Below are 17,059 nucleotides of genomic sequence, written 5' to 3'. Positions count from 1 at the left end.
CACGATGATCCGCCTGCTCGCCTTCCTCATCGTCGTCTTCGCGCTCGGGCTCGGCTTTGCCTGGCTGGCCGACCGGCCGGGCGACATGGTCGTCACGTTCAACGGCTACCAGTACCAGGTCAGCCTGATGGTGGCGGCGGTGGCCGTCGTCGCTGTCGTCGCCGCGGTGATGATCCTGTGGTGGCTCGTCAAGTCGCTGTGGAACAGCCCCTATACCATCTCGCGCTATTTCCGCGTGCGCCGCCGCGACCGCGGCTACCAGGCGCTGTCGACCGGCATGATCGCCGCCGGCGCCGGCGACGGGGCGCTGGCCCGCAAGAAGACCAAGGAAGCGGCCAAGCTGATCCGCTCCGACCAGGAACCGCTGATCCATCTGCTGGAGGCGCAGGCCTCGCTGCTCGAAGGCGACCATGAGGGCGCGCGGCAAAAGTTCGAGAGCATGCTCGACGATCCGGAAATGCGGCTGCTCGGTCTGCGCGGGCTTTATCTCGAAGCCGAACGGCTGGGTGACCGCAACGCCGCCAGGCACTATGCCGGCCGCGCCGCCGCCGTTGCGCCGCAACTGGCCTGGGCGGCCGAATCGACGCTGGAGGAGTTGACCGCGCGCGGCGACTGGGACGGCGCCCTGAAACTGGTCGACGCGCAGAAGTCGACGCGGCAGATCGAGCGCGACGCCGCCAACCGCCGCCGCGCCGTGCTGTTGACCGCCAAGGCCCAGTCGCTCGCCGACAGCGATCCGACGGCTGCCAGGACAGCGGCACTCGAAGCCAACAAGCTGCAGCCGGATTTCGCCCCCGCCGCCGTTGCCGCCGCCGCCGCGCTGTTCAGGCAGAATGATGTGCGCAAGGGCTCCAAAATCCTGGAGACCGCCTGGAGGGCCGAACCGCATCCCGAGATTGCCGAGCTCTACACCCATGCGAGGCCTGGTGACGCCGTGCTCGACCGTCTCAACCGGGCGAAGAAGCTGCAGGAGATGAAGAAGAACCACGCCGAATCGTCGATGACGGTGGCGCGTGCCGCGCTCGACGCGCAGGATTTCGCCACCGCCCGCCGCGAGGCCGAGGCCGCCATCCGGATGGACCGCCGCGAGGGCGCCTATCTGCTGCTGGCTGACATCGAGGAGGCCGAGACCGGCGACCAGGGCAAGGTGCGGCAGCTGCTCTCCAAGGCTGTGCGGGCGCCGCGCGATCCGGCCTGGGTCGCCGATGGCGTCGTTTCGGAACGCTGGGCGCCGGTATCGCCGGTCACCGGACGGCTCGACGCCTTCGAGTGGCGCGCGCCGATGGAGCGGCTTGGCCAGTTGATCGACAGCCGTGACGATGCGCCTGCGAACACGGTGCCGGCAATCGAGGCGCTGGCGAAACCGGCCAGCGAGAAGCCGATCGACACGATCGAGCCCGCCACGGCGGGCAGCGAGACAACGGGCCAGGGAACCGATAGAAGCGAAGACCAGGTCACGCCGGTCACGGCGGCTGCGTTCGCAGCGGTGCCGGCCGATGCCGAGGCCGTCGAGCCGGCGGAAGAACTGACGCGCTTGCCGGACGATCCGGGCGTCGATCCGGACGAGGAAGCGGAAAAATCGCCGCGCCGCTTCCGGCTGTTTTGATCTTGGCCTTCGGGTGATTGACTTGGCTCTTTGGGCCTTTTGGGAATGGATTGATGTTCGAACGCGTTCTGTCGTTTCTCAGGGATTTGCCGGCCGGCGCCGGCGCGCATACCAGCACGGACGATCCGCGCGTCGCGGCTTCCGCGCTGCTCTACCATGTGATGAACGCCGACGGCGTGCGCCAGGATGTCGAATGGGAGCGGTTCAAGGCTGTGCTCTCCGAGAGCTATTCGATCAGCGGCGCCGAACTCGAAGCGCTCGCCGCCGCCGGCGAGCAGGCCGACAATGAGGCGATCGACCTCTATGCGTTCACCAGCGTCCTCAAGCGCCATCTCGACGCGGACGGGCGCAAGGCCTTTATCGGCCTTATGTGGGAAATCGTCTATGCCGATGGCGAGCTGCATGAGCTTGAGGACAATACGGTCTGGCGCGTCGCCGAACTGATCGGCGTCGAGCGCCACGACCGGGTCGAGGCGCGCCGCAAGGCGGCGGCGCAAGCGCCGGACGCGCGCGGAATTTCAAGCGACGAATAGACGGGATCCCGCCTGACGATGCCGCGCACAACGCGTTCGAAACCAAAAATCCTGATCGTGCTGCATCAGGAGAATTCGAGCCCCGGACGCGTCGGCCACATGCTCATCGAAGAGGGTTTCGAGCTCGACATCCGTCGGCCGCCGCTCGGCGACGCCTTGCCGGAGACGCTGGACGGCCATGCGGGCACAGTGGTCTTCGGCGGGCCGATGAGCGCCAATGACGAGGACGAGTTCGTCCGCCGCGAGACCAAATGGCTGGAAATCCCGCTACGGGAGAACCGGCCGTGCCTCGGCATCTGCCTAGGCGCGCAGATGCTGGTCAACCATCTCGGCGGCAAGGTCGAGGGTCACGGCGACGGGCTCGTCGAGATCGGCTGGTATCCGATCAAGGCGACCGAGGCCGGCAGGAAACTGATGCACTGGCCCGACATGGTCTACCAGTTCCACCGCGAGGGCTTTTCCTTGCCCAGGGACGCGACACTGCTGGCGACGGCGGAGACCTATCCCAACCAGGCTTTTCGCTACGGCGACAATGCCTGGGGCATCCAGTTCCACGGCGAACTGACCCGGGTGATGATGCAGCGCTGGGTGGTGCGCGGCGCGCATCGCTTCGAATTGCCGGGCGCGCAGCCCGGCCGCGATCACCTCGGCGGCCGGCTGATCTGGGACATGCATCTGAAGCGCTGGCTGGACGAATTCCTGCGCATGGTGTTCGGCAGGCCGGCGGTGCGATAGCTCTCTCGCGGAATTGCTCTAGAGCGTTTCACCGTTTCATGGAAACGGCGAACCACTCTAACTCTTTGTTTTGACGCAATTCGCAAGGGCAAAGCGCTATGCGCTTTGCCCGGGAAAACCGCTCACACTTTTCCTGGAATTGCTCTAGGGTTCGAGCACCGGCCGCATGAAGCTGCGTTCGTAGCTCAGAATGCTGCGATTGCGTTTTTCCGCTTCAAACACATCCTGGCATTCCGGGTCCGCAGCCATCCGCTTGCGATAGTCCTCATAGTCGGCAAGGCTTGGAAAGCTGAACATGGCATAGGCGATATTGTTCGCTCCTTCGCTCGGAAGGAAATAGCCATGATGGTTTCCGCCGAGGCGATTGACCAGACCGATCCAGCGACGGCCATATTCTTCAAACTCGGCAAGCTTGTAGGGGTCGATGACATATTTCAGGTAGCAGGTGATCATGGGATTTCCTGTGACGGGGTGATGTATTTTGCCTCCCATCGGCGAGCGTCAGTTGCGCCCGTCGAGGTGGCGCACCTTGCGCAATTGCGGGAACAGATACGCCCACAACCCGGCAACCGCGATGGCGCCGACGCCGCCAATCACGACGGCCGGTACAGTGCCGATCAGCGCCGCCATGGTGCCGGCGCGGAATTCGCCGACTTCGTTGGAGGCGCCGACGAAGACCTGGTTGACGGCGTTGACGCGGCCACGCACCTCGTCCGGCGTCCACAGCTGGATCAGCGTCTCCCTGATGTAGACGCTGAACATGTCGGTGGCGCCGAGGAGGGCGAGTGCGACGATCGACAGCCAGGTGATGGTGGACAGCCCGAACAGCACGGTGGAGGCGCCGAATGCCGCGACGAAGCCGAGCATGATCACACCAGCATGGTTGCGGATCGGGTGCCCGGCGAGCCAGACCGCCACACAGATGGCGCCGATGCCCGGGGCCGAGCGCAGCAGGCCGAGGCCCCAGGGGCCGAGCTGCAGGATGTCTCGCGCATAGACCGGCAGCAATGCCGAGGCGCCGGAGAGGAGCACCGCGAACAGATCGAGAGAGATGGCGCCAAGCACGATCTTCTCGCTCCAGATGTAGCGGAAGCCGGCAAACAGCGTCTCCATGGTCGGCTTGTCGGTGGCGGCCCGCTGGGCGGGCCTGGGAATGGTGAAAATCAACAGAGCGGCAGCCAGCATCAGCAGGGCGGCGATGGCGTATGCGACTTCCGGTGAAACACCGTAGAGCAGGCCGCCGGCAACCGGCCCAACGATGGTCGCCGTCTGCCAGGCGGACGAGTTCCAGGCAATCGCGTTGCCGAAATCCTCCGGTGGCACAAGATTGGCGAACAGCGAGGATGAGGCCGGGCCGTAAAAGGCCCGCGCCGTGCCGAACATCGCAAGCACGGCGAAGACCGGCAGCGGGCTGACGAGACCGCGCAGCGTCAGGACCAGCAGAATGAGGGCGCATATGCTCTCGGTCACCGTTGACAGCGCCATGATCAGCCGACGCCCGAAGCGGTCGGCGACGACGCCGGTGACCAGCACCAAGAGCAGTGACGGCAGGAACTGGACGATGCCGACAATACCGAGGTCGAAGGGATCGCGCGTCAAATCATAGATCTGCCAGCCGACGGCGACGGAGACGATCATGGTCGCGAAGGTGGTGAGGAAGCGCGCCGTCCAGTAGCTAAGGAAGGCTTTGTGCCGGAAGGCAGCGTAACGCTGTTCAGGTGGACTTTTTAGGGATGTCATGAATAAAGGCCCCGTTGCGATGGCATCGGCCGGCGGGGCACTTCCCAAGGATGGGCGCTGGTCCGACCAATGGAACGTCTAGCAAAGTTCGATGCGCGATGTGTGCTAAAATCAGCGCTGGATCAAGGGATTTCCAGCCTGTTGCGTCCGTCGCACGAGGACGTTATTGCCGAAGTGCCGCCGAAATGGCGTCGAGCCCGCCTCGCAACTCGGCTTCCGTCGGCCAGCCGAAGCCGACGCGGAAGAAGCGTTTCTCTATTTCGAACCAGTGGCCGGGGCCGACATAGGTGCCATGGTTTTCCAGCAGGTTCAGATAGAAGCGATCGAGGTCGAAGCCGGGTTCGACATTGAGGCGCGGGAAGCCGACGACGCCGCCTTCGGGCCGCACCCAGTCAACCAGCGGCTCGCGGTCGATCCAGGCCTGGACGATGTCGCGACGCCTGGCCATTTCGGGCAGCAGGCCTCCCAGGAAAGCGTCACGGCGCTCGAGCATGCCGCGCGCAATGCCTTCGTCGATGACGCTGCCGCAGATGCCGATCTGTTCCTTGGCGGCAAGGAACGTTTCCTGAAGCGCGGCATCCCTGGTGATCAGCCAGCCGATGCGGATGCCGGGAATGCCGAAGGCTTTCGACAGCGATGCGACGCTGATTGCCTTCGGGGAGAGCGAAGCCGCCGACGGCAGGCGCCGGCCATAGGAAAGGTCGCGGTAGGTTTCGTCGACCAGCAAATGGCAGCCGCTCGCTTCCGCGAGCGCCACCAGCGCGTCGAGATCGGCCTGGCCCATCATCGTGCCGGTCGGGTTGTGCGGGCAAGTAACGCTGATCAGTTTCGTGTTCGGCCGCATCGCCGCCTTGACGGCCTCGACATCGATGGCGAAGCCGTCCTCGAAAGCAAGGTCGACAAAGCTGATGGCGCAGCCGATCGCGCGTGGGGTTTCGATGTTGGTGGCGTAGTTGGGCCGGATGACGACGAGATGGTCGCTCGCCGACAGCAGCGACGTCGAGATGATGAACAGCGCGCCGGCGGCGCCGGCGGTGACCAGCACGTCATCAGGCGAGATGCCGGCATCCTGCGCCGCGATCAGGGCGCGCAACTCCTTGTCGCCGCGATGCTCGCCATAGAACAGCGTGAGGTCCGGCAGGGACAGGCCGATGTCGGAAAGTTTCTGGTCGGCGATCGAACTTTCGGAGAGATTGTAGCGGATGCGGTCGTAGCCGTACTCCTCCGGCGCCTCTTTCTCGATCACCATCCTGGTGTAGTTCATGGCTTCCCCCACATGACCTTTGTCCGGTTCATCCAAGCCACAAAAACAGGAAGCCTGCCAAGGCGGTTTCGCCGGCAGGCTTCTGTTCCAGTCGTCCCAAATATTGGCTCAGGCCTGAATGCTCAGGCCGAAACCTTGACCTTGCGGCCCTTGGCCTTGACGGGCGCCACTTCGACGGCCTTGCGGCCGAGGCCGATGGACTTCGCCAGTTGCGAGCGCGAGGCCGCATAGTTGGGAGCAACCATCGGATAATCCGACGGCAGGCCCCATTTGGCGCGGTAGGCGTCCGGCGTCAGGCCGAAATGCACGCCGAGATGGCGCTTCAGCGATTTGAACTTCTTGCCGTCCTCGAGGCAGATGATGAAATCTGGCGTCACCGACTTCTTCGGGTTGACCGCGGGAACCAGGGGGGCCGCTACCGGCACCGCCGGCTTGCCGAGCCCGCCGATCGAGGTGGCGACGCTGGCGATGAGGTCGGCCAGGCCGGAGGCGGGCAGGCGGTTCTTCTCAACGTAAGCGGATACGATGTGGGCGGTCAGCTCGAGCAGTTCGATGCGAGCGTCGTTGCTATCGTCGGTCAATGTTTCCTCCGTCTATGGTGCACGGCCTCGAAAAGGGGGATCGTTTTCGAAAGGACGAGGCACAAAATCAAAAATGCTGAGGCGTCTTCAAGCGTATCCAGTGGAACGCGCGGGTTAGTGCCAGAAATTCCTAGTCGGCAAATCTGCGCAACGCAATGATTAAGCGCGACGTCACACGTTATTTTGAACAACTATACTAAACTGTAATAATATCAGACGATCAAGGCCTTGTCTCGCCACAGACGAAATCCGCCTTCGAAGGCGCGTGTGTTGTCACCGCGCCTGGCCTCGGCCGGTAACGCGTCGAGCTTGTCGACATTGCCGCCGCCAATGACGACATAGTCTGGCTGCAGGGCGGCGCGCAGCCGGGTGACGACGTCGAAGACGTATTTGCGCCACTTCTTCTTGCCGCGCTTCTCCAGGCCGCGCTCGCCGACATAATCCTCGAAGCTCCGGCCTTTCCTGTAGGGAAGATGGGCGAGTTCCATCGGCTGCCCGACATTGTCGAAGACCATCGCCGCGCCGAGGCCGGTTCCCAGCCCGAGGAACAGCATGCGCCCGCCTTCATAGCTGCCGATGGCCTGCATCAGCGCATCATTGACCACCTTGACCGGCTTGCCGAACTGCGCGTCGAAATCGAAGCCGGCCCAGCCCTTGCCGAGATTCATCGGGTCGAGCACCGGCTTGTTGTGACGCACCGGGCCGGGATAGCCCATCGAGATGACGTCGTAGGACAGGCCCTCGGCGAGCTTCTTCACCTTGTCGATCATCTGCTGCGGCGTCAGGTCCGGGCCGGAATCGTCCCGGCGCTCGGCACCGCCGGCGCTGGTCAGGATCTTGACGTGCGAGCCGCCAATGTCGATCGAAAGCACGATCTGCTCGGCGTCCGATGCCGGTTGCTTCACCGCCTTGGCCATCACGTTCCCTCCACTCATGCCACCGGGTCGATCCAGCCATTGGGCGGCCCGAAGCCGGTCATGGCGTCCCCCGGTCCCCAAGTCTTCGGCTCGTAGAGATGTGGCGGCGTGGTGTCGCCGAGGACCGGGCCGACGATGCGCCAGGCGAGCTCGGCCGCGTCCTGGCGGGTGAAGAGCTGGCCATTGCCGTTCATGGCGTCGCCGATCAGCCTTTCATAGGGCGGCATGTCGGCCTTGCTGTCGTCGAGCGCCGTCAATTCCACCTGCTCGCCGACCATGTCGTCGCCAGGCGCCTTGCGCTGCGCGCCGATGGCGATCACCACTTGCGGGTCGATGCGGAAGCGCACGTAATTCTGGTCGGCGGGCTTGATCGGGTCGAAGACGTCGAGCGGCGGCCGCTTCAGCCGCACAACCACTTCGGTGACATGCACCGGCATGTTCTTGCCGGCGCGGATGAAGAACGGCACGTCCTGCCAGCGCCAGGTGTCGACGAAGAAGCGCACCGCCGCGAAGGTCTCGACGGGCGAATTCGGCGCCACGCCGGGCTCGGCGAGATAGCCGGTGAACTGGCCGCGCACGACATCGTCTTTCGTCAGCGTGCGGATCGCCCTGAGAACCTGGACCTTCTCGTCGATCAGATCGTCGGCGGAGCGGCCGACCGGCGGCTCCATGGCCAGCAGCAAGAGGATGTTGAGCAGGTGGTTCTCGATGACATCCCTGATGCAGCCGACATCGTCATAGAAGCGGCCACGGCCCTCGACGCCGAAATCCTCGGCCATGGTGATCTGCACGCTCTCGACGAAGTTGCGGTTCCAGATCGGCTCGAGAAAGGAATTGGCGAAGCGGAAATAGAGCAGGTTCTGGATCGCTTCCTTGCCGAGATAGTGGTCGATGCGGAAGATCGACTGTTCGTCGAACACCAGATGCAGCACCCGGTTCAGCCAGCGCGCAGACTGCAGGTCGTGGCCAAACGGCTTTTCCACCATCAGCCGCGCGCCGCGCGCGGTGCCCGACTGCTCCAACCCTTGCACGACAGTCTCGAACATGGTCGGCGGAACCGCCATGTAGTGCAGCGGCCGCTGGGCGGTGCCAAGCGCGGTCTTCAGCTTCTCGAAAGTGGCGGAATCGCGGTAGTCGCCGCTGACATAGCGCAGCAGCGATGCGAATTTGGCGAACACCTTGTCGTCGATCTTGCCCAGCGCGTTGACGATGCCGTCGCGGGCGCGGGCCTGCAACTGCTTGATGTCCCAAGCGTCGAAGGCAACGCCGATCACCGGTTCGGTGAGCGTGCCCTTGGCGACCATCTGGTAAAGCGCTGGAAATATCTTCTTGTGGGCGAGGTCGCCGGTGGCGCCGAAGAGCACCAGCGTGTCGGAGCGTTCCTGGCTCATGCGTGCGTCTCCCCAAGCCGTGTCACTTGCCGGCCTTCGGCTTTTCGACGTGGCCGCCGAATGCATAGCGCATGGCGGACAACAGCTTGTCGGCGAATTCGGATTCGCCTTGCGAGGAGAAGCGGTCGAACAGCGCCGAGGACAGAACCGGCGCGGGCACGCCGGTGTCGATCGCCGCCTTCAGCGTCCAGCGGCCTTCGCCGGAATCCGAGACGCGGCCGCCGAACTGCGCCAGGCCCGGATCGCTCTTCAGTGCGCCGGCGGTGAGGTCGAGCAGCCAGGAGCCGATGACGCTGCCGTGCCGCCAGACCTCGGCCACCTGGGGAAGGTCGATATCGAACTGGTAGTATTGCGGGTTCTCCAGCGGGCTGGTCTCGGCGTCGGCCGTGCGTTGCCGCTTGCCGGCATTGGCCGACTTCAGGATGTTCATGCCTTCGGCGTAGGCGGCCATGACGCCATATTCGATGCCGTTGTGCACCATCTTGACGAAGTGGCCGGCGCCGCTCGGCCCGCAATGCAGGTAGCCGAAGGGCGCAGTGCCGGCGGCCTTGTCGGGAGCCGGGGCGCCGGCATCGGCGCCCGGCGCCAGCGTGGCGAAGATCGAATCGAGGTGCTGCACCGCCACGTCGGGACCGCCGATCATCAGGCAGTAGCCGCGCTCCAGGCCCCAGACACCGCCGCTGGTGCCGACATCGACAAGATGGATACCCTTGGCGACCAGTTTCGCCGCCTGGTCGACGGCGTCGTGATAGTAGGAATTGCCGCCGTCGATGACGATGTCGCCGGGCTCCATCAGGGCCGCGACCTGATCGATGACCTTGCCGGTGATCGCAGCCGGCAGCATCAGCCAGACACAGCGTGGCTTGGCGAGCTTGCCGACGAATTCCGTGAGGGAGGCCGCGCCGAGCGCGCCGTCGCTGACCAGGGCCGCGACGCTTGCCGGGTTGATGTCGTAGACGACGCATTCATGGCCGTCGCGCATCAGGCGCCGCACCATGTTGGCGCCCATCCGGCCCAGTCCCATCATTCCGATCTGCATGGTTTCGTCCTGACTGCTTGAGGAAAGAGAAATCTATCGGCCCGGCTGCTTTATGATGCGTCGATGCCGACGCTAAAGTCGACATTCTCCCAACGCATCGTTTCGGGCCAGAAAAAAGTGAAGACGATGGTGCTTCCCGTCGCAAATCCGGCGACCGGCAGGTCGACCAGATGGACGCCAAAAGCGTTTTCCCTGGTCTTGTGGTCCTGGATCGTCAGCCAATTGTCGCTGCTCCAATGGACAACGCCGGGCGCCGAAAGCTCGACGCGCAAAGTCTTGCCGGCCGGGATGGAGCGGATTTTGTTGTTGAAGCGCCATATCCTGAGCGGCGAACCTGTCTTGCCCTTGATATAGCGCTCGACGCCTTGCGGCGGCATGTCGAAGACCGTTCCGTCGCGCAGCGATCGCAACAGCTTGATGTGCTCGGCATGCGCCCAGACCAGCGGCATGGCGCTGCCCGATGGCTTGCCCAGCCACAGCTCGCGATCCGGCACATCCTGGCTGTCCCAGACCTGTTCGGGCAGCAGCCCGCCTATGCCAGCCGAACGCTCGAAGGTCTCGAGAAGCTCCGCAGCCTTCCCCTTGCGGCCGGCGGCAAGCTCGTAGTGCGCCCGCTCGCCGCTGAGCAGGGGCCAGGCGCGTCCCTGGCCGGTGCCGTCAAAAGGCGTGCCATCCTCGTGCTCGCCGTAGCCGTCACTGGTGTAGCGGTACCAGACCGGGCCTTGCGGCAGATCGCAACGCAAAAGGGTATCGACGGCCTTGACGGTATCGATGATGCGGGGATCGTCGGCTGCCCTGAGGCCAAAGCGAACAAGAGCCAGAGCGTCGGGGCTGATTATGGCTTCCGCCGGTTTGTCCGTGTCGGCGGGTGGACGGTTCTTGATCGGCACGAAGCCGTCCTTGGGCGAAGCGGCACCCGCATCGTCGGGCGGCGCGATACGAACATAGTAGCCTGTGATCCCGACCTCGCTGCAGAGCTGGGTGCCCGTGACATAGGTCCAGCGTTCGACCTGATCGTTCCAGCAATCAGCGGTTTCGCGCAGGTAGTTTGCCGGCTCACTCCTTCCAACGATATCCAGCATATCGGCGGTGGCAAGCAGCGCGGCGATCTCGACGGCCAGCGTGAACGGGCTGTATCCGGCGTCTTCCTCCCAGCGGTCCTCGCCGGTAACGGGACCGTTGCGTACGACATAAGACGCGGCGGTCTCGATCATGGCCAGGAAATCGGCGAGCCTGGCGCGCGGCAGGTGGCCCGCGCGGCGCAAGGCGTCGGCCAGAAGCAGCGGAAAGGCACATTCATCCATCTGGATGCCGGGCCAATAGGCGGTGCCGTCCGACCAGACATTCTGCGGCCAGTGACCGTCAGGCTGCTGGATCGAGCGCAGATAGGTCAGGATCTGCAGCGCCTGCTTGCCGTCGCCGGCGGCAAGGAAGCCGCCGGCGGTCTCGACCAGGTCGCGCGGCCAGACCAGATGGTAGCCGCCCAGATCGTCATCGCCCTTGTTGAAGCCCCACGGGATCGAAAGGCTGGCAACGGCGGCGCCGGGTCTCGCGACCGAGAGATGCGAGGCGAGAACCGCTGTGCTCACACGATAGGTATTCAGCCCGGAGGCGGTGTGTCGGTCGAGCTTCTCAAGCCTGGCCTGGAATGTCCGCCAGTTTTCGACATAGGTTTCGGCGGCGGCGTCGAAACCCTGCTTGAGACTGGCCAGCGCCAGGTCGGCGGCTGCTTGCGGCGACGCGCCGAAGCCAAGCGCCAGCAGCGCCATGGTCTTGCCGGCGGAAAAGCCGATCTCGCCGGTCAGGGCGACATTGCCGTCTTCCGCCCGCTGGCAGGAGGGGTCGAGCGCGCCGCCGTTCTGCAATTGCTGCCATCCGTCGGAGAAGCCGACATAGCCGGCCGAACAGCTATTCCAGGGCAGTGAGGAGACCAGCGCAAGGGATACGCCGCGCCCCGTGGCGAAGAGAATGCGCTGGCCCTTGTGTTCGCCGACCCAGGCAGTGTTGCCCATGCCGGCGTTGACGAGGTGCGGCGCAAGCAGCGCGTAGACCTGGTAGTCGGCCGCCGAATTCTTCAGGGGTACGAATGCAATCTCTTGCAGCAGGACAGGCCGTTTCGGATCCGTAATGATACGCTTTTCGATACGGTAGGCGCCGTCCGACGCGGTGTTGGTCAGCCTGTAGCCCGGCACGCCGTCCTCGAAAGGCGCTACTGCGTGCGTGGCGTCGCGCTTCTCTTCCGAGAAATAGCCACCGGGGCCGGTGACGATCAGTTCCATGTCGCGCGTGCAAGCGCTGTCGAGACGCGGATAGTAGATCTCGTTCAAGATGCCGTGGCTCATGGTGAACCAGAGCGGGCTCTTGGCTGAAAACGCGGTGCCGACGCCGCTCTTGGCGCTCGATGTCCAGCGCGCCGGAATGCCCGGTGCGCCCGGGGGAACGATCGGCGTCACTGCCATCTTTGTTTGGCCTCCTGTGCGCATGGCTTACCCATCCAGCCAGACCTTTTCAATTGGCGCACCGCAAGTTGATCGGCAGGCTTTGCGGATTGCAGTTGACAGGCCGCCGCGCCATCTGCATTTGTCTGACAATCGATAAAAAACAGGAGCGCAGGCTCGCCTTTCCACCTAAAATCCGCACGACCAGCAACTCTTGGGAGGAGTATGAACATGAAGAAACTGTTAGTCCTGAGTGCCCTTGCCGCGATGCTCGCATCGGGCACGGCGCTTGCCGATACCAGCGGCAAGAAGATCGCATTCTCCAACAACTACGCCGGCAATTCGTGGCGCCAGGCCATGCTCGACAGCTACGGCATCGTCACCAAGAAGGCGGTCGCCGACAAGATCGTCGGCGCGGCCGACATCTTCACCACCGCCGACAAGGAAGTGCCGACCCAGGCGGCCCAGGTGCAGAACCTGATCCTGCAGGGCTATGACGCCATCGTCATCAACGCCGCCTCGCCGGACGCGCTCAACGGCGCCATCAAGCAGGCCTGCGATGCCGGCATCACGGTCGTCTCCTTCGACGGCACCGTGACCGAGCCCTGCGCCTACCGCGTCGTCGTCGACTTCAAGGACATGGGCAAGCAGGAAGTCGAGCAGATGGCCAAGTTCCAGCCCAAGGGCGGAAACCTTCTGGAAATCCGCGGCCTGGCCGGTACCTCGATCGATGATGCCATCCATGCCGGCATCCTCGAAGGCGTCGCCGCGCATCCCGAGTTCAAGATCGTCGGCTCGGTGACCGGCGATTGGGACCAGACGACGGCGCAAAAAGCCGTCGCGACGATCCTGCCCTCATTGCCCGATGTCGTCGGCATCGTAGACCAGGGTGGTGACGGCTATGGTGCCGCACAGGCTTTCGCCGCCGCCGGCAAGCCGCGCCCGACCATCATCATGGGCAACCGGCAGGACGAGCTGAAGTGGTGGAAGGAACAGAAGGACAAGGACGGCTACAAGACCTGGTCGGCCTCGATCGCGCCCGGCGTGTCGTCGCTCGCCTTCTGGGTGGCGCAGCAGGTGCTCGATGGCCGCAAGGATATCCCGCACGACCTGCTGGTGCCGTATCTGGCCTTCACCCAGGACGACTTCGAGGCAGCCCTGCCGAAAATCAAGGAAGGCGGCGTCGCCACCCACGAATACACGCAGGAAGACGCCCTCGCGGCGATCAAGGCCAACATCAAGTGAATGTCGCGCTTGCGTTGCCCTTCGTACCGTCGCGCGGATATTGTTGAGCATGCCTGAAGGGAACGCCGACATCATCAGACTGAACGGCGCCGAAAAACATTTCGGCGCCGTTCGCGCGCTGGGCGGCGTGGACTTCCATGTCCGGCCCGGCGAATGCGTCGGCCTCGTCGGCCACAATGGCGCCGGCAAATCGACGCTGATGCACATGGTGGCGGGCACGCTGACGCCCGACAGTGGCAAGATCGGCGTGCATGGCGGCATCGAGGACAACTACTCGGTGTCGCGGGCGCAAAAGCTCGGCATACGCTGCGTGTTCCAGGAACTGTCGCTGTGCCCCAATCTCAGCGTCGCCGAAAACACGCGCATCAACCACGCCTCGCTTTCGGGTCTCGGCTGGCGGCGCAAGGCGGCCGCGCTGATCACCGCCAAGCTCGACGAGATCTTTCCGGATCATGGCATTTCGGCCTGGGACATTGTCGGCGACCTGTCGATCGGCCGGCGCCAGATGGTCGAGGTGGCGCGCGCCTTCACGGTGACGCAGGATAGGCTCGACCTCGTGATCCTCGACGAGCCGACCTCGTCGCTCGACGCGCACACGGCCGGCCAGTTGCTGGCCTTCGTGCGCCGCTTCATTGCCGGCGGCAAGAGCTGCATCCTGATCTCGCATGTGCTGGGCGAGGTGCTCAGAAATGCCGACCGCATCGTGGTGATGCGCGACGGCAAGGTGGTCGTCGCCGACGCGGCGAATGCCTTCGACCGCGACCGGCTGGTGACGGCGATGGGCGGGGCGGAGGCGCGCCAGAAGATCGCCGCCGAGATTGCCGCCGCCAAGCCGGCAGCCGGCCCGTTGCGGGTGCGGGCGCGCCCCGCCGCGCAGAAGGACGGCGCCGACCTTGTCGCCCGCGCCGGCGAGATCATCGGCCTTGCCGGGCTGGCGGGACACGGCCAGACCGACCTTTTGCTGGCGATTTTCGCTGCTGCTTCCCGCGCCAGGACCGGCATCGAGGTGACCGCGCCGGTGGCGCTGGTCGCCGGCGACCGCCAGTCGGACGGCATTTTCCCGCAATGGTCGATCGCCGAGAACATCGGCATCCGCTCGCTGGCGCGCCTGCGCAACGGGCTGCTGATCTCGCCGCGGCGCGAGGCCGAGTTGGCCCAGTTCTGGCAAAAGAAGATCGGCATCCGCACGCCCGACATGAACAACAACATCTTCTCGCTGTCGGGCGGCAACCAGCAGAAGGCGCTGTTTGCCCGCGCGCTCGGCTCCGACGCCCAGATCGTGCTGATGGACGATCCGATGCGCGGCGTCGACATCGGCACCAAGCTGGAAGTCTACGACCTTGTGCGCGAGGAGGCCGGCCGCGGCCGCACCTTCCTCTGGTACACCACGGAAACCGAGGAACTCGACAATTGCGACCATGTCTATGTCTTCAAGAACGGCCGCATCGTCGCCAATCTGGGTCGCGACGAATTGACCGAAGAGAAGATCATCCAGTCCTCGTTCGGCGACGCGGCCTGAGATGACCGCCGCCAGCCTCGACACCACCGCCAGGAGCTCCGCCGAGCGTGGCGCGCTTGCCCGTGCCCGCCTGCTGCGCGGGCTGCTGCCGGCGCTGTCGCTGGCGTTGGTGCTCGCCGCCATCGCCTGGCTCAACCCGCGCGCCATCAGCTATTTCGGCTTCAGCCTGATGCTGAACCTGGCGATCCCGATCGCGCTGGCGACGATCGCGCAGATGTTCGTCATTTCAGGCAATGAGCTCGACCTGTCGATCGGCACCTTCGTCGGTTTCGTCGGCTGCGTCACCGCCACCTGGCTGAAGGACGCGCCGCTCATCGGCGTCGCCATCCTGCTCGGCTCGATCGGCGTCTATGCGCTGCTCGGCGCGCTGATCCATCTGCGCAATCTGCCGTCGATCGTGGTGACGCTCGGCATGAGTTTCGTCTGGCAGGGGCTGGCCATCCTCGTCCTGCCCAAGCCCGGCGGCAAGGCGCCGGACTGGCTGCTGGCGATCATGTCGTTCAAGCCGCCTCTCATTCCCTTCCCGATCATCGCGGCGCTGCTGATCGGGCTCGTCGTCCATTTCGGCCTGATGCGCACCTCCTATGGCGTGATCCTGCGCGGTTCCGGCGGCAATCCGGCCGCGCTCAAGCGCGCCGGCTGGTCGCTGCTGAAGACCAAGATCGTGCTGTTTGCGCTGGCCGGCCTGTTCGGCGTGTTGTCCGGCATGGCGCTGATCGGCATCACCACCTCGGCCGACGCCAATATCGGCAATGGCTATACGCTGCTTTCGATCGCCGGCGTGATCCTCGGCGGCGGTGAATTCGTCGGCGGCCGGGTATCGCCGATCGGCGCGGTGATCGGCGCGCTGACACTGGCGCTGGCGGCCTCGCCGCTGCTCACCTTCATGCACATTCCGCCGGACTGGCAGGTGGCCGCCAACGGCGCCATCCTGATCATCGTGCTGGCGGCGCGCGTGCTGATCAGCCGCAAGGAGAGGTGAGCGATGATTTTGGTTCGATCGCTGGCCGGCAAGCCCTGGGTATGGTCGTTCCTCGGCGCGCTCGTCGTGTGGCTGGCCACGATCGCCTTCACCGGCGGCTATGGCGCCGGCGGCATGGTCACGGCGGCGTTGTCGCTCGCCGTGTTCACGGTCATCGTCGGTGTCGGCCAGATGTTCGTCATCACGCTCGGCCCGGGCAATGTCGACCTGTCGCTGCCTGCCAATATCGGCTTGGCCAGCGCCGTCGCCATGAAGGTGATGGCCGGCAGCGATTCCATGATCGTGGTCGGCCTTCTGGCCGCGCTCGCCTGCGGCGCGGCGATCGGCGCGGTCAACTATCTGCTGATCTGGGCGCTGCGCATTCCGCCGATCATCGCCACGCTGTCGGCAAGCTTCATCATCCAGTCGATCGACATCAGCTATGGCCGTGGGCTGCAGATCAAGCCGCCGCCGGGCTTCGCCGATTTCACCAACTGGCAGATCCTGGGCATTCCCGTGCTGGCGGTGCTGACCGTGCTGTTCACCATCGGCGCGGCCATCGCCTTGCAGCGCATGATCTATGGCCGCTCGGTGCTGGCGATCGGTCAGAACATCCGCGCCGCATGGCTCGCCGGCGTCAATGTCGGCCGCATCCGCTTCCTCACCTACACGCTGTCGGGCACGCTTGGCGGCATCGATGGCGCCCTTCTCGCCGGCTATTTCCGCGGCGCCAATGTCGATATCGGCAATGAATACCTGCTCGCCTCGATCGCCGTGGTCGTCATCGGCGGCACGTCGGTCGCCGGCGGCAAGGCCAATGTCCCCGGCGTGTGGGGCGCGGCGCTGTTTCTGGTGCTGCTGCTCACCATGCTCAACACGTTCGGCGTCAGCGCCGGCGTGCGGCTGCTGCTGACCGGACTGATCATTGTCGGCGTCATTACGGCGGCGGGTGGGGAGAAGGCGGTGCGGTAGTGTGAAGGATCACGACGCATCGACGCTGAGCCCCCCGGACAATCGTTAGGCCAGCCCAACAGCGGGTTCCCATTCGCGGCGCGGCCTAGTAAACCCTTCCGCGATCTCAGTCGGTCCC

15 protein-coding genes are annotated in these 17,059 nt (G+C 64.8%); 7 read left to right on the top strand and 8 right to left on the bottom strand.

Annotated features, from left to right (window positions below; genetic code table 11):
• Positions 1-4: 4 nt before the first annotated feature.
• Genes QQK95_RS26505 through QQK95_RS26495 form a run of 3 tightly spaced genes read left to right on the top strand, consistent with a single transcriptional unit; the run spans position 5 to position 2,874 of the window.
• The gene (locus QQK95_RS26505) at positions 5-1,606 is read left to right on the top strand and encodes a heme biosynthesis protein HemY (protein ID WP_284277351.1); all 1,602 of its coding nucleotides are present in this window, start codon (positions 5-7) and stop codon (positions 1,604-1,606) included.
• A 53-nt stretch (positions 1,607-1,659) separates the two neighbouring features.
• Complete coding sequence (locus tag QQK95_RS26500; protein WP_284277350.1) at positions 1,660-2,139, top strand: tellurite resistance TerB family protein; 480 nt, start codon at positions 1,660-1,662, stop codon at positions 2,137-2,139.
• Between the two features lie 18 nt (positions 2,140-2,157).
• Complete coding sequence (locus tag QQK95_RS26495; RefSeq protein ID WP_284277349.1) at positions 2,158-2,874, top strand: glutamine amidotransferase; 717 nt, start codon at positions 2,158-2,160, stop codon at positions 2,872-2,874.
• Positions 2,875-3,018: 144 nt separating this feature from the next.
• Here the strand turns inward: QQK95_RS26495 and QQK95_RS26490 are convergent, their stop codons facing one another.
• The 8 genes from QQK95_RS26490 to QQK95_RS26455 form a co-directional block, all read right to left on the bottom strand.
• On the bottom strand, positions 3,019-3,327 hold the full coding sequence (locus QQK95_RS26490; RefSeq protein WP_010912267.1) for an NIPSNAP family protein: 309 nt from the start codon (positions 3,325-3,327) through the stop codon (positions 3,019-3,021).
• A 48-nt stretch (positions 3,328-3,375) separates the two neighbouring features.
• Positions 3,376-4,614 carry an MFS transporter gene (locus tag QQK95_RS26485; protein ID WP_284277348.1) on the bottom strand — a complete coding sequence of 413 codons (1,239 nt, stop codon included), beginning with the start codon at positions 4,612-4,614 and terminating at the stop codon, positions 3,376-3,378.
• Positions 4,615-4,777: 163 nt separating this feature from the next.
• Positions 4,778-5,878, bottom strand: a complete 1,101-nt coding sequence (locus tag QQK95_RS26480) for an aminotransferase class I/II-fold pyridoxal phosphate-dependent enzyme (RefSeq protein ID WP_284277347.1) — start codon at positions 5,876-5,878, stop codon at positions 4,778-4,780.
• Between the two features lie 122 nt (positions 5,879-6,000).
• Positions 6,001-6,459 (bottom strand): Ros/MucR family transcriptional regulator, encoded by a 459-nt coding sequence (locus tag QQK95_RS26475; protein WP_284277346.1) that lies wholly within the window; start codon positions 6,457-6,459, stop codon positions 6,001-6,003.
• A 212-nt stretch (positions 6,460-6,671) separates the two neighbouring features.
• Positions 6,672-7,376 carry an ROK family protein gene (locus QQK95_RS26470; protein ID WP_284277345.1) on the bottom strand — a complete coding sequence of 235 codons (705 nt, stop codon included), beginning with the start codon at positions 7,374-7,376 and terminating at the stop codon, positions 6,672-6,674.
• A 14-nt stretch (positions 7,377-7,390) separates the two neighbouring features.
• Complete coding sequence (gene zwf, locus QQK95_RS26465) at positions 7,391-8,767, bottom strand: glucose-6-phosphate dehydrogenase (protein ID WP_284277344.1); 1,377 nt, start codon at positions 8,765-8,767, stop codon at positions 7,391-7,393.
• Positions 8,768-8,789: 22 nt separating this feature from the next.
• On the bottom strand, positions 8,790-9,806 hold the full coding sequence (gene gnd / locus QQK95_RS26460; protein WP_284277343.1) for a phosphogluconate dehydrogenase (NAD(+)-dependent, decarboxylating): 1,017 nt from the start codon (positions 9,804-9,806) through the stop codon (positions 8,790-8,792).
• Positions 9,807-9,856: 50 nt separating this feature from the next.
• A complete protein-coding gene (locus QQK95_RS26455; RefSeq protein WP_284277341.1) occupies positions 9,857-12,265 on the bottom strand; it encodes a glucan 1,4-alpha-glucosidase in 2,409 nt (802 codons plus the stop codon).
• A gap of 210 nt (positions 12,266-12,475) precedes the next feature.
• Between QQK95_RS26455 and QQK95_RS26450 the strand changes: the two genes are divergently transcribed.
• From QQK95_RS26450 to QQK95_RS26435, 4 genes are read left to right on the top strand one after another with little or no spacing between them, the layout of a single operon-like run.
• Positions 12,476-13,489 (top strand): ABC transporter substrate-binding protein, encoded by a 1,014-nt coding sequence (locus QQK95_RS26450; protein ID WP_284277340.1) that lies wholly within the window; start codon positions 12,476-12,478, stop codon positions 13,487-13,489.
• Between the two features lie 49 nt (positions 13,490-13,538).
• The gene (locus QQK95_RS26445; RefSeq protein ID WP_284277339.1) at positions 13,539-15,008 is read left to right on the top strand and encodes a sugar ABC transporter ATP-binding protein; all 1,470 of its coding nucleotides are present in this window, start codon (positions 13,539-13,541) and stop codon (positions 15,006-15,008) included.
• A gap of 1 nt (position 15,009) precedes the next feature.
• Entirely contained in the window at positions 15,010-15,990 is a 981-nt protein-coding gene (locus QQK95_RS26440) for an ABC transporter permease (RefSeq protein ID WP_284277338.1), read from the top strand.
• A gap of 3 nt (positions 15,991-15,993) precedes the next feature.
• On the top strand, positions 15,994-16,941 hold the full coding sequence (locus tag QQK95_RS26435) for an ABC transporter permease (protein WP_284277337.1): 948 nt from the start codon (positions 15,994-15,996) through the stop codon (positions 16,939-16,941).
• The last annotated feature ends 118 nt before the right edge of the window (positions 16,942-17,059 follow it).

The organism is Mesorhizobium huakuii (assembly GCF_030160235.1).
GTDB lineage: Bacteria > Pseudomonadota > Alphaproteobacteria > Rhizobiales > Rhizobiaceae > Mesorhizobium > Mesorhizobium huakuii.
Note: the sequence above shows the minus strand (reverse complement) of the source record. Positions and strands in the feature narration are given on the sequence as shown.

Excerpts from the sequence above, each read along its gene's own strand:
- QQK95_RS26505 (WP_284277351.1), top strand. The coding sequence starts at position 5 with ATGATCCGCCTGCTCGCCTTCCTCATCGTCGTCTTCGCGCTCGGGCTC.
- QQK95_RS26500 (WP_284277350.1), top strand. The coding sequence starts at position 1,660 with ATGTTCGAACGCGTTCTGTCGTTTCTCAGGGATTTGCCGGCCGGCGCC.
- QQK95_RS26495 (WP_284277349.1), top strand. The coding sequence starts at position 2,158 with ATGCCGCGCACAACGCGTTCGAAACCAAAAATCCTGATCGTGCTGCAT.
- QQK95_RS26490 (WP_010912267.1), bottom strand. The coding sequence starts at position 3,327 with ATGATCACCTGCTACCTGAAATATGTCATCGACCCCTACAAGCTTGCC.
- QQK95_RS26485 (WP_284277348.1), bottom strand. The coding sequence starts at position 4,614 with ATGACATCCCTAAAAAGTCCACCTGAACAGCGTTACGCTGCCTTCCGG.
- QQK95_RS26480 (WP_284277347.1), bottom strand. The coding sequence starts at position 5,878 with ATGAACTACACCAGGATGGTGATCGAGAAAGAGGCGCCGGAGGAGTAC.
- QQK95_RS26470 (WP_284277345.1), bottom strand. The coding sequence starts at position 7,376 with ATGGCCAAGGCGGTGAAGCAACCGGCATCGGACGCCGAGCAGATCGTG.
- zwf (WP_284277344.1), bottom strand. The coding sequence starts at position 8,767 with ATGAGCCAGGAACGCTCCGACACGCTGGTGCTCTTCGGCGCCACCGGC.
- gnd (WP_284277343.1), bottom strand. The coding sequence starts at position 9,806 with ATGCAGATCGGAATGATGGGACTGGGCCGGATGGGCGCCAACATGGTG.
- QQK95_RS26455 (WP_284277341.1), bottom strand. The coding sequence starts at position 12,265 with ATGGCAGTGACGCCGATCGTTCCCCCGGGCGCACCGGGCATTCCGGCG.
- QQK95_RS26450 (WP_284277340.1), top strand. The coding sequence starts at position 12,476 with ATGAAGAAACTGTTAGTCCTGAGTGCCCTTGCCGCGATGCTCGCATCG.
- QQK95_RS26445 (WP_284277339.1), top strand. The coding sequence starts at position 13,539 with ATGCCTGAAGGGAACGCCGACATCATCAGACTGAACGGCGCCGAAAAA.
- QQK95_RS26440 (WP_284277338.1), top strand. The coding sequence starts at position 15,010 with ATGACCGCCGCCAGCCTCGACACCACCGCCAGGAGCTCCGCCGAGCGT.
- QQK95_RS26435 (WP_284277337.1), top strand. The coding sequence starts at position 15,994 with ATGATTTTGGTTCGATCGCTGGCCGGCAAGCCCTGGGTATGGTCGTTC.